Annotated in this window: 9 protein-coding genes; 4 read left to right on the plus strand and 5 right to left on the minus strand. The window is 60.1% G+C overall.

What is annotated here, in order from left to right; genetic code table 11:
* Window positions 1–102: 102 nt before the first annotated feature.
* Both metE and PSH81_RS15680 read right to left on the minus strand, forming a co-directional pair.
* Complete coding sequence (gene metE / locus PSH81_RS15675; protein ID WP_305391025.1) at window positions 103–2,391, minus strand: 5-methyltetrahydropteroyltriglutamate--homocysteine S-methyltransferase; 2,289 nt, start codon at window positions 2,389–2,391, stop codon at window positions 103–105.
* Between the two features lie 97 nt (window positions 2,392–2,488).
* Window positions 2,489–3,097, minus strand: coding sequence for a LysE family translocator (locus tag PSH81_RS15680; protein ID WP_192300798.1), 609 nt, complete (start codon window positions 3,095–3,097; stop codon window positions 2,489–2,491).
* A gap of 1,048 nt (window positions 3,098–4,145) precedes the next feature.
* On the opposite strand from PSH81_RS15680, the gene PSH81_RS15685 reads away from it, so the two are divergent.
* The 3 genes from PSH81_RS15685 to lspA all read left to right on the plus strand — a co-directional run bounded on the left by PSH81_RS15685 (window position 4,146) and on the right by lspA (window position 7,454).
* Window positions 4,146–5,243, plus strand: coding sequence for a carboxynorspermidine decarboxylase (locus PSH81_RS15685; protein ID WP_305391026.1), 1,098 nt, complete (start codon window positions 4,146–4,148; stop codon window positions 5,241–5,243).
* 28 nt (window positions 5,244–5,271) lie between these two features.
* Window positions 5,272–6,516: a saccharopine dehydrogenase family protein gene (locus PSH81_RS15690; protein WP_226457497.1), complete on the plus strand. Its 1,245-nt coding sequence runs from the start codon at window positions 5,272–5,274 to the stop codon at window positions 6,514–6,516.
* A gap of 434 nt (window positions 6,517–6,950) precedes the next feature.
* Window positions 6,951–7,454 (plus strand): signal peptidase II, encoded by a 504-nt coding sequence (gene lspA / locus PSH81_RS15695; RefSeq protein ID WP_305391027.1) that lies wholly within the window; start codon window positions 6,951–6,953, stop codon window positions 7,452–7,454.
* A 43-nt stretch (window positions 7,455–7,497) separates the two neighbouring features.
* Here the strand turns inward: lspA and glsB are convergent, their stop codons facing one another.
* Window positions 7,498–8,406: a glutaminase B gene (glsB, locus tag PSH81_RS15700; protein WP_192296393.1), complete on the minus strand. Its 909-nt coding sequence runs from the start codon at window positions 8,404–8,406 to the stop codon at window positions 7,498–7,500.
* A gap of 293 nt (window positions 8,407–8,699) precedes the next feature.
* Between glsB and PSH81_RS15705 the strand changes: the two genes are divergently transcribed.
* Window positions 8,700–9,782 (plus strand): LLM class flavin-dependent oxidoreductase, encoded by a 1,083-nt coding sequence (locus PSH81_RS15705; RefSeq protein ID WP_226457495.1) that lies wholly within the window; start codon window positions 8,700–8,702, stop codon window positions 9,780–9,782.
* A 133-nt stretch (window positions 9,783–9,915) separates the two neighbouring features.
* On the opposite strand, the gene PSH81_RS15710 is transcribed toward PSH81_RS15705, so the two are convergent.
* Complete coding sequence (locus PSH81_RS15710) at window positions 9,916–10,710, minus strand: class II aldolase/adducin family protein (RefSeq protein ID WP_305391028.1); 795 nt, start codon at window positions 10,708–10,710, stop codon at window positions 9,916–9,918.
* 198 nt (window positions 10,711–10,908) lie between these two features.
* Window positions 10,909–11,814 carry a LysR family transcriptional regulator gene (locus PSH81_RS15715; protein WP_192296396.1) on the minus strand — a complete coding sequence of 302 codons (906 nt, stop codon included), beginning with the start codon at window positions 11,812–11,814 and terminating at the stop codon, window positions 10,909–10,911.
* Window positions 11,815–11,864 lie beyond the last annotated feature (50 nt).

Here is an 11,864-nt window from a genome sequence, read left to right on the forward strand (position 1 = left end):
CTCGCGAATGCGCTGAATCAGCCAGTGAATCCGTTGACTGACACACTGCATTCGCGAGCAAGCCCGCTCCCACATTTTTTTGAACCGTGTACTGCTCAGCAATCAGGCCAGTTCAGCACGCAGCTGGCGGGCGGCCGTGACCATGTGAATCAACGCCGCTTCGGTCTCCGGCCAGCCACGGGTTTTCAAGCCGCAATCCGGGTTCACCCACAAACGCTCGGCCGGAATCCGCTTGGCCGCCTTGCGCAACAAATTGGCCATCTCCGACGCATCCGGCACCCGTGGCGAGTGGATGTCGTACACGCCCGGACCGATTTCGTTCGGGTAAGCGAAGGCTTCAAACGCCTCCAGCAACTCCATGTCCGAGCGCGACGTTTCGATGGTAATCACATCGGCATCCATCGCCGCAATGCTCTCGATCACATCGTTGAACTCGCTGTAGCACATGTGGGTGTGGATCTGGGTTTCGTCGCGCACACCCGAGGCGCACAGGCGGAATACTTCGGTGGCCCAGTCCAGGTAGTGCTGCCACTGCGCCTGGCGCAACGGCAAACCTTCACGGAACGCCGCTTCGTCGATCTGCACGATCTTGATGCCGGCCGCCTCCAGGTCCACCACTTCGTCACGAATCGCCAGGGCCAATTGCCGTGCCTGCACTTCGCGGCTCACGTCTTCGCGGGGGAATGACCACATCAGCATGGTCACCGGGCCGGTCAGCATGCCCTTCATCACTTTGTGGGTGAGGCCTTGGGCGTAGCGGATCCACTCCACGGTCATGGCTTTCGGGCGGCTCAGGTCACCAAAAATCACCGCCGGTTTCACGCAACGTGAACCGTAGCTCTGCACCCAACCGAACCGGGTGAACACATAGCCGTCGAGTTGCTCGGCGAAGTACTCAACCATGTCATTACGTTCGGCTTCACCGTGCACCAGCACGTCCAGGCCGAGGTTTTCCTGCACTTCCACGGCGTGCTTGATCTCGCTGTGCATGGCTTCGACGTATTCGGCTTCGCTCAACTTGCCGGCCTTGTACGACTGGCGCGCCAGGCGGATCGACGCGGTCTGCGGGAACGAACCGATGGTGGTGGTCGGAAACAGTGGCAGGTTCAGGCCCGCGCGCTGCTGCTCGATACGCTGGGCAAACGGCGACTGGCGCTGGCTGTCCCTGGCAGTGATCGCCGCAACCCGCGCTTGCACCGCAGGCTTGTGGATACGCGGCGACGCGGCGCGGGCGGCTTGCACGGCACGGCTTTGTGCCAAGGCCGCGACAACATTCGCTGCCTCGGGTTGATTGACCGCCTGGGCCAGCACCGCCACTTCGGCGCATTTCTGTACGGCGAATGCCAGCCAGCTTTTCAGCTCCCCATCCAGCTGGTCTTCACGCCCCAGGTCCACCGGGCTGTGCAGCAGCGAGCAGGATGGCGCCACCCACAGGCGGTCACCCAACTTGTCATGGGCGTGCTGCAGCGTCGCCAGGGCTTTTTCCAGGTCGCAGCGCCACACGTTACGGCCGTTGACCACGCCCAGGGACAGCACTTTGTAAGCCGGCAGGCGGTCGAGAATGGTCGGGTACTGCTCCGGCGCCCGCACCAGGTCGATATGCAAACCATCCACCGGCAGGTTCGCCGCCAAACCGAGGTTCTCTTCCAGCCCACCAAAATAGGTGGCCACCAGCTTTTTCAGCGGGTCGCGCTGGATCAGGTTGTAGGCACGCTCAAACGCGTTTTTCCAGTCCTGCGGCAGGTCCAGCACCAGGATCGGTTCGTCGATCTGTACCCACTCAACCCCCAATTCGGCGAGGCGCTGGAAGATCTGGCCATACAGCGGCAGCAGGCGATCGAGCAGGTCGAGCTTGTCGAAGTCGCCGCCCTTGGCCTTGCCCAGCCACAGGTAAGTCAGCGGGCCGATGATGACTGGCTTGACGTTGTGGCCCAGCTCGCGGGCTTCCTGCACCTCTTCGAACAGTTGATCCCAGCCCAGGTGGAACTGCTGGTCAGCGCTGAATTCAGGCACCAGGTAGTGGTAGTTGGTGTCGAACCACTTGGTCATCTCCTGGGCGTGGGCGCCGCCGCAGCAGCTGTCGCTGACGCCACGGGCCATGCCGAACAGGGTGTGCAAGGTGGCTTTGCCATCGGCTGGGCGGAAGCGCTCGGGGATCACGCCAAACATCAGCGAGTGGGTCAGCACCTGGTCATACCAGGCGAAATCCCCGGCGGGCAGCAATTCGAGACCGGCCTGTTTTTGCAGGTCCCAGTGGGTTTTGCGCAGGTCACGGCCCACGGCGCGCAAGCCAGCTTCATCGAGCTCACCCTTCCAGAACGCTTCCTGCGCTTTTTTCAGTTCACGATCGCGTCCAATGCGCGGAAATCCCAGGGAATGAGCGACTGCCATGACTAACAACTCCAATGTCGATATTTATGGCAGCCATTGTCGACAGTCAGCGATAGTGAGACAAACTCATATTATTCTAGATGATCACAAGATCTACTCATGTTGAGATCAGGTGTACATAGAACGCGTGGAACATGAAATACGCACACACCGCCAGTGCCACGCCCATGCAGCGATTGAACACGGTGAACGCCGACGAGCCATTGATCCGCCGTCCGAGCACTGCACCCAGCAGTGAATAAACCCACGGCGCGCCGAACGCACCAACCGCCAGCACCGCCGACACAAGCGCGATGGACACCCCGGTGATGTGCGCCGCCGGCAGCATCACACTGGTGATCGGCAACACCGCCATGATGCCCTTGGGGTTGAGCAACTGGATCACCAGGCCATTCCAGAACGTGAGGGTTTTGACGGGTGCGGTTGCAGTCGTTTCATCCACGACCGTGCGCGCAGTGAATACCTGATAGGCGAGATACAACGTGTACGCCCCGCCAATCAACGAGATGTACGGCAACGCGGCCTGGGAAATGATCGCCTCGCCGGTGTAGCCAAACAGCACAAACAACAGCAGCATCGCGCACCCCACACCGATGAAAAACCCGGTGGAACGGCGAAACTGCCCGGTGAGCCCGGCGTTGAGGCCCATGAAATTCACGGGGCCGGGGCTGTACATGACGCTGAAGGCGTAGAGGAAGATGTCCATGGAAAACCTGTAGTAGAAGAAGTCTGGCGAGTCTACTGAGGCGTGTTCGGGGAATTCTTGAACGTTTGTGGTGCGCCCTCGACGGGAGCAAGCTCCCTCGCCACAGGTATAGTGTTTGCCTGCAACTTTCAGGAACGAAAGCAACATGGATGCCGTCACCCACTGCCATTGCCGCAAATGCCAGAAAAGCCATGGCGCGGCGCCCGCTGAGACAGGCGCACAGCTGCGTTGAATCGAAGGCGACATGGGCTGAATGAAGATCAAAGGTGGATCAGGCGACATCTCTACCAGCAGTGCCGCCGCTTTCGCAGCCTCGCCAAGGCTCGACAGCTCCCACAGGGAATAGGGTTTGCAGGCTGTGTCAGGTGTACACAGTTAAAAAATGTGGGAGCTGGCTTGCCTGCAAAGGCGGCGGATCAGGCGACATCTCTGCCTGCCGTGCCGCCGCTTTCGCAGCCTCGCCAAAGCTCGACAGCTCCCACAGGGAATAGGGTTTGCAGGCCGTGTCAGGTGTACACAGTTAAAAAATGTGGGAGCTGGCTTGCTTGCGAAGGCGGCGGATCAGGCGACATCTCTGCCTGCCGTGCCGCCGCTTTCGCAGCCTCGCCTAAGCTCGACAGCTCCCACAGGGAATAGGGTTTGCAGGCTGTGTCAGGTGTACACAGTTAAAAAATGTGGGAGCTGGCTTGCCTGCGAAGGCGGCGGATCAGGCGACATCTCTGCCTGCCGTGCCGCCGCTTTCGCAGCCTCGCCTAAGCTCGACAGCTCCACACAGGAGATTGGGTTTGCAGGCTGGAACAGGCATACACCGTTCAAAATGGCGGGTGATGCAGGAAGACCCAGGTGCCCGGATTCGGGGCGGCTTCGCCACCCGGCGCGGGGCAAGCCCGCTCACTACAAAAACGCTGTCGCTGCACGGACAGTCATACACCTGCGCTACGCTCGTAAACCAAGGGCAGCAAATTCCGCCCACTAACCTTCCGATTCGCCCCAAGTGCGGGCACAATGCGTGTCCTTTTTTGGCAGGCACCGCCGCAGGCTCTCAAAAATGATCAAAACGCCGTACTACCTCATCGATAAACAGAAGCTTCTGGTCAACATGCAGAAGATTGCTTACGTGCGCGAGCAGTCCGGCGCCAAGGCCCTGTTGGCGCTCAAGTGCTTCGCCACCTGGTCGGTGTTCGACCTGATGCAGCAATACATGGACGGCACTACGTCGTCGTCGCTGTACGAGCTCAAGCTCGGCCGCCAGAAGTTCGAAGGCGAAGCGCACGCCTACAGCGTGGCCTGGGCTGACGATGAAATTGAAGAGATGCTGGATAACTGCGACAAGATCATCTTCAACTCCATCAGCCAGTTGCAGCGCTTTGCCGAACGTTCCGCAGGCAAGACCCGCGGCCTGCGCGTGAACCCCCAGGTCAGCAGCTCCGACTACCTGCTGGCCGACCCGGCGCGTCCGTTCAGCCGCCTGGGCGAATGGGACCCGGTGAAGATCGAAGGCGCGATCGAGCAGATCTCCGGCTTCATGTTCCACAACAACTGCGAGAACGGCGACTTCAGCCTATTCGACAAAATGCTCGGCACCATCGAAGAACGCTTCGGCGCGCTGCTGCACAAAGTCGAGTGGGTCAGCCTCGGCGGCGGCATCCATTTCACCGGCGACGACTATGACGTGGACGCGTTCTGCGCCCGCTTGAAAGCGTTCTCCGCCAAGTACGGCGTGCAGGTCTACCTGGAACCCGGCGAAGCGGCGATCACCAACAGCGCCTCCCTGGAAGTCACCGTGCTCGACACCCTCTACAACGGCAAGAACCTCGCCGTGGTAGACAGCTCCATCGAAGCCCACCTGCTGGACCTGCTGATCTATCGCCTCAACGCCAAGCTGGCGCCGAGCGATGGCGAACACACCGTGATGGTGTGCGGCAAATCCTGCCTGGCCGGGGACATCTTCGGCGAGTATCAATTTGATCGTCCGCTGGCCATCGGCGATCGGCTGTCGTTCATCGACACCGCGGGCTACACCATGGTCAAGAAAAATTGGTTCAACGGCCTGAAAATGCCGTCCATCGTAGTGAAACAACTCGACGGTACAGTCGAGGTGGTTCGTGAATTTGGTTACGACGACTACCTGTCCAGCCTTTCGTAAGCTGGCGGATATAGGAGAAAGAAAGCAATTGAAAAAGAACGTTCTTATCATTGGTGCAGGAGGTGTCGCCAAGGTGGTGGCCCACAAGTGCGCGCAGCACAACGACGAACTCGGTCGTATTGCTATCGCGTCGCGCAACATCTCCAAATGCCAGGCCATCATCGACAGCGTCAAGGCCAAGGGTAGCCTCAAAGTACCCGCCGAAATCAAAGCCTTCGCGCTGAACGCCCTGGACGTGGAAGCGACCAAGGCCCTGATCCGCGAGACCGAATCGCAGATCGTCATCAACGTCGGTTCCTCGTTCCTCAACATGTCGGTCCTGCGGGCCTGCATCGACACGGGCGTGGCTTACCTCGACACCGCCATCCACGAAGAGCCGGGCAAGGTCTGCGAGACCCCGCCGTGGTACGGCAACTACGAATGGAACCACCTGGAAGAGTGCAAACAGAAGAACATCACCGCCATCCTTGGCGTGGGCTTCGACCCGGGTGTCGTCAACGCGTATGCCGCGCTGGCGCAGCAACAGCATTTCGACCGCATTGATTCGATCGACATTCTCGACGTCAATGCCGGCTCCCATGGCAAATACTTCGCCACCAATTTCGACCCGGAAATCAACTTCCGCGAATTCACCGGACAGGTGTGGAGCTGGCAGAACAGCCAGTGGACCAGCAACACCATGTTCGAAGTCAAACGCACCGATGACCTGCCGGTTGTCGGTTCGCAGAACCTGTACCTGACCGGCCACGATGAAGTGCACTCGCTGTCGAAAAACCTCGACGTGCCCAACGTGCGTTTCTGGATGAGCTTCGGCGAACACTACATCAACGTGTTTACCGTGCTGAACAAGCTCGGCCTGCTCTCCGAAAAACCGGTCACCACCGCCGAAGGCCTGGAAGTCGTGCCGTTGAAACTGGTCAAGGCCGTACTGCCCGACCCGTCTTCGCTGGCGCCCGGCTACACCGGCAAGACCTGCATCGGCGACCTGGTCAAGGGCACCAAGGATGGCAAGGCACGCGAAGTGTTCATCTACAACGTAGCCGATCACGAAGAAGCGTTTGCCGAGACCGACAGCCAGGGCATCTCCTACACCGCAGGCGTTCCGCCGGTGGCCGCAGCGCTGCTGGTAGCCCGTGGCGAGTGGGACGTGCAACGCATGGCCAACGTTGAAGAACTGCCGGCCGAGCCGTTCCTGAAAGCGCTGGATGTGATGGGCCTGCCGACCCGGATCAAGGACGAGCACGGGGATCGTGCATGGGATGCGATTGCCTGACAGGCGATAGCGGACCGAACAAAAAATGCGCCTTCAGGGGCGCATTTTTTGTTTGGGGAAAACACAGCCCTCATGACTAATCAGATCAAATGTGGGAGCTGGCAGTGCCTGGGCGATCTTCAGCCGAACACTCACTATCCAGCAACACCGATCCACTGTGGGAGCGGGCTTGCCCGCGAATGCGGTGGGTCAGTTAAAGGTAGGCTGGCTGACACACTGTCATCGCAGGCAAGCCAGCTCCCCCATTTAAATATCAGGGCCTGTTATTCCAGGTTACGAGCTGAATGGCTCAGCGCTCTCGAGCACTGCAACAACGCCCGCTCACGACACAACGCGTTTGCAAGAGAGATCCGTGCGGGCAGGACATAGACGCCACAAAGCGCCTGGGCTATCTTCTGGCGCCCTCTCACAGACCCGGAACAGGAAGTTACCGCTTGAGCACGTCATCCCTACTGCGCGGCCGCACCTTCGCCCTCCTCGCGGGCATCGCCTTTATTGCCGTGGACCAACTGGTCAAACTGCTGGCCCTGGTGTCGCTGCAAACCCAGAGTTTCAAATTCGGCTCCAACCCGGTCAATCTGGCGCTGGAACTGAGCCTGAATCCAGGCGCGTTCCTGAGCCTGGGCGCGGCGCTGCCGCCTCAGGTCAAACAACTGATCTTTATCGTCGGCGTGGCAATCGTGGTGGCCTGGGCGATGGGCTGGTCCTTGTCCAACTGGAGCCAACCGTTGCGCAAGGTCTTGCCGCTCTACGCCATTGCCCTGGGCGGTATCGCCAACCTGATCGACCGCGTCTTCCGTGACGGCCACGTGGTCGACTACATGGTGCTGAATGTGGGACCGACGCATACCGGCGTGTTCAACCTCGCCGACATCGCGATCACCGTCGGGGCGTTGTTCTTGATGCTGGATCTGTTTATGAAGCCGCGCAAAGCCTAAGCTTCAAGGGGATTTACGGCAGTGACCGAAAATCCCCGAACTGTCAGAACACCGACCAGCCAATCCGCTCGCTCAACAACTCCAACGCCTTGATCCCCGCCAGCGAATTCCCCGCCGCGTTCAACTCCGGCGACCACACGCACACCGTAAACTGCCCAGGCACCACCGCAACGATCCCGCCGCCTACGCCGCTCTTGCCGGGCAAGCCTACGCGATAGGCAAAGTTGCCCGCCTCGTCATACAGCCCGCTGGTGGCCATGATCGAGTTGACCTGCTTGGTCTGGCGCGCGGTGAGGATCTGTTCGCCGCTGTGGGCGCTCACGCCTTCGTTGGCCAGGAAGCTGAACGCCTTGGCCAGATCCAGGCAACTCATTTGCAGCGCGCAATAGTTGAAGTAGCTGTGCAGCACTGCGTCCACATCGTTGTGGAAGTTGCCGAACGATTTCATCAGATAGGCCATGGCCGCATTGCGTGCGCCGTGCTGGGCTTCCGATTCGGCGACAGTGCTGTTGACCAGGATCTGCGGGTTGCCCGACAGCCGCCGGACAAAATCGCGCATCGACAGGATCGGCACCGCGAAGCGCGACTGGTTGATGTCGCAGATCACCAACGCACCAGCGTTGATAAAGGGATTGCGCGGCCGACCACGTTCGAATTCCAGCTGCACCAGCGAGTTGAACGGCTGCCCCGATGGCTCGTGGCCCAGGCGCTCCCAGATGGTTTCGCCACCATGGTCGATGGCCTGCACCAGGCTGAATACCTTGGAAATACTCTGCACCGAAAACAGTGTTTCAGCGTCACCTGCACAGTAGGCCGTACCGTCGTTACCGTACACGGCGATCCCCAATTGATTGGCCGGCACGTCGGCCAGCGCGGGGATATAGTCGGCGACTTTACCGAGGCCGATCAGTGGGCGCACTTCGTCGAGAATCGACGAAAGCATCACCTGCATGTCTTGTCCTGTCATCTGTCTTGGAATCATTGATAAGCGGGTCGCGGAGGATACTGCAATGCGCGCGCAAGCCCCACACAATCTCTACCACCTGCCCAAAGCTTGGGAGAAATGACCTGACCCGCCAAAAATGCAAAACACTGATACATGTCACAAAATATGATTCAACATTTTAATAATTAGGTTAGAACCAAACGGCATTTTACAGCCCCGCCCCCTGCCCCTACTTTGGACGCGAACAACCGACCCCCTGCCCGGTGGAGGTGCCCTCCCGCACGATAGAAGGACAGACCATGAGCATTGAATTCATCGGCTACATTGGCGGCCACCACGCTTCCGAGATCCACCCGCGCAGCGGCCCGACCCTGCAACCGGATTACGTCGAGACCGTGGCCCGCGCCCACGAAGAGGCCGGCTTCGACCGCGCCCTGGTGGCGTTCCACTCCAACAGCCCGGACAGCACGCTGATTGCCTCCCACGCCGCCAGCGTCACAGAGAAACTGCAATTTCTCATCGCCCACCGCCCCGGCTTCGCCCAACCGACGTTGGCGGCACGCCAGTTCACCACCCTCGACGTGTTCAACGGCGGGCGCACCGCCGTGCACATCATCACCGGCGGTGACGACCGCGAACTGCGCGCCGATGGCAGCCATATCGGCAAGGACGAACGTTACGCACGCACCGACGAATACCTGAGCGTGGTGCGCCAGGAATGGACCAGCGAGCAGCCGTTTGATTTCGCAGGCACCTACTACCAGGTCGAAGGCGCGCACTCCACGGTGAAGTCGCCGCAACAGCCGCATATCCCACTGTACTTCGGCGGCTCGTCCGCTGCCGCCATTGCCGTCGCCGGCAAACATGCCGACGTGTATGCGCTGTGGGGTGAAACCTACGAACAAGTGCGCGAGATCGTCACCCAGGTGCGCGCCGAAGCGGCCAAGCACGGGCGTACGATTCGCTTCAGCCTGTCGTTGCGACCGATCCTCGCCGAGACCGAAGAGCTTGCCTGGGAGAGGGCTGACAGCATCCTGCAACAGGCCACCGCACTGGCCGAGAAAAATGGTTTTGTGCGCCGTGAACCGCCGAACGAAGGCTCGCGCCGCTTGCTGGCAGCAGCGGCGCAGGGATCGCGGCTGGATAAGCGCTTGTGGACCGGGATTGCCGGGCTGCTTGGCGCCCAAGGCAACTCCACTGCGCTGGTGGGCACCGCCGAGCAAGTCGCCGAAGCCTTGGTGGACTACTACGACCTGGGCATCACTACGTTCCTGATTCGCGGGTTTGATCCACTGAACGATGCCATCGATTACGGCAAGCGCCTGATCCCCCTCACCCGCCAGTTGATTGCCGAGCGCGAGCAGGCCCAGCAAGTAGCATAAGCAAGAACACTGCAAAACAATGTGGGAGCTGGCTTGCCTGCGATGCAAACACCTCGGTTGTGCAGATGCACCGAGTTGATGCTATCGCAGGCAAGCCAGCTCCCACATTTTTAGATCTGCTGCGTGCCGAGAATCAGTTTTTGTAGTCGGTGTCGGTACGTTCCAACTGCCGCACCAGTGCATTCCAATGCCGCGCTACGCCCGGGCCTTCACCGCTGGCGTGCGCCTTGGCCTGCTGCTCGACTTTTTCCACCACCTCCTTGGGCGGAAAGATCAACTCCGCATTCCCCGCCGCCTGTGCCGCGACCTGGATATTGCACGCACGCTCCAACTGCTGCAGCTGCTGGAACGCATGCTCAACGCTGATGCCGGCGGTCAACAAGCCGTGGTTGCGCAGGATCATCACGCTCTTGTCGCCCAGGTCCGCCACCAGTCGCTCGCGCTCGTCCAGGTCCAGGGCAATGCCTTCATACCCGTGATACGCCACGCGGCCGGAGAAACCGATGGAGTGCTGGGAGATCGGCAGCAACCCGTCCTTCTGCGCCGACACGGCAATGCCGTCGCGGGTATGGGTGTGCAACACCGCTTGCAAGTCGTGGCGTGCGCCATGGATCGCGCTGTGGATCACGTAGCCGGCGTAGTTGATGCCCAGGCCGGTCGGGTCGTCGACAATAGTGCCGTCGAGGTCGACCTTGACCAGGTTGGAGGCGTTGATTTCATCGAACAACAGGCCAAAGGCGTTGATCAGGAAATGCTCGTCCGGGCCGGGGACACGGGCGGAGAAGTGGGTGTAAATGTGATCGGTCCACTTGTACAAGGCCGCCAGGCGGTAGGCGGCGGCCAGTTTGACGCGCACTTCCCATTCTTGTGGAGTGACACGCTGGCGGACATTGCTGGAAACGTTGGAAATCGAGGTGACGCTGCTCATGGCAAAACTTCCTGGATGGCCTTAAGGACTTCCAGGCAAGCCTAGGGGATGGATAAAAATAATAAAAAGCACATTTTAATCTAAGCTAATTATTATTTTTTTTCATAAAAAATCAGGCAACAACACAGAACGAATGTGGGAGCAGGCCTGTGTGGGAGCGAGCAAGCCCGCTCCCACAATAAGCCGCTTTCACTGGGGTTATGCGGCGTCGCGGATCTTGTGCAGGGAAGCGGCGACCAACTTGCCAAACGCATCCACCGGCCCCTGCAAGTTGCCCAGGAAGTGCGGATAGATCAGCCACAAATCCATCACCGGCTTGAAATCCTTGAGCGGCATCACCGCCAGTTGCTCGCGATGGACGCTACGCTCCAGCAGCGGCCGCGGCACCAAACCCAGGCCCAGACCATCCGCCACCAGGCCCAATTGCAGCTCGGTGCCAAAGGTTTCCAGGTTCACCCGCAACGCCAGCCCCTGGTCGGACAAGGTGCGCTGCAACCCGGCGCGAAAACCGCAGCCATCCGGGTTCAAGATCCAACCGTTCTGATACACATCCGCCAGCTTGCAGGGTTTCTTTGGCAGTTGCGCCTTGGCGCACACCACCACCAGCTCCATCTTGCCGATGGACTCGCCGACCACGTTGTCGGGGAAGATCTTGCCTGCCGGGAACAACGCCGCCGCCGCATCCAGCTCGCCGCGTTCGATCTTGCCGACCAGTTGGCTGCCCCAGCCGGTGGCAACCTGGGCGCGCAGGTCGGCGTATTCGGTGCGCAGGTGCTTGAGCGCATCCAGCAGCACCACGTCGCCGATGGTCTGCGGCACACCCAGGCGCAACAGGCCGGTGGGCGGTGCGTCGGTGGCGACCAGTTCCCGCAGCGCATCCATCTCGCGCAGGATCAGCCGGCACTGCTCATACACGCGGGTGCCGATCAGCGTTGGCTTGAGCGGCTTGGTATTACGGTCGAACAGTTCCACCCCCAGCGCTTGCTCGAAGTTCTGTACGCGACGGGTGATGGCGGGCTGGGTCAGTTGCAAGGATTCGGCGGCATGGCTGATGGACTGGCAACGGATCACTTCGACAAAGGCGTCTATATCGTCAATTTTCATTTGGGCCGCACATAGAGATCAGTCATTAAGATGTGTGCGAAGCATAGTTG

This window comes from Pseudomonas sp. FP2335, assembly GCF_030687535.1.
GTDB lineage: Bacteria > Pseudomonadota > Gammaproteobacteria > Pseudomonadales > Pseudomonadaceae > Aquipseudomonas.

What these genes read in the sequence shown, in the direction of transcription:
- PSH81_RS15680 (WP_192300798.1), bottom strand. Translation starts at nt 3,097, where the DNA reads ATGGACATCTTCCTCTACGCCTTCAGCGTCATGTACAGCCCCGGCCCC.
- PSH81_RS15705 (WP_226457495.1), top strand. Translation starts at nt 8,700, where the DNA reads ATGAGCATTGAATTCATCGGCTACATTGGCGGCCACCACGCTTCCGAG.
- glsB (WP_192296393.1), bottom strand. Translation starts at nt 8,406, where the DNA reads ATGCAGGTGATGCTTTCGTCGATTCTCGACGAAGTGCGCCCACTGATC.
- metE (WP_305391025.1), bottom strand. Translation starts at nt 2,391, where the DNA reads ATGGCAGTCGCTCATTCCCTGGGATTTCCGCGCATTGGACGCGATCGT.
- PSH81_RS15685 (WP_305391026.1), top strand. Translation starts at nt 4,146, where the DNA reads ATGATCAAAACGCCGTACTACCTCATCGATAAACAGAAGCTTCTGGTC.
- PSH81_RS15715 (WP_192296396.1), bottom strand. Translation starts at nt 11,814, where the DNA reads ATGAAAATTGACGATATAGACGCCTTTGTCGAAGTGATCCGTTGCCAG.
- PSH81_RS15710 (WP_305391028.1), bottom strand. Translation starts at nt 10,710, where the DNA reads ATGAGCAGCGTCACCTCGATTTCCAACGTTTCCAGCAATGTCCGCCAG.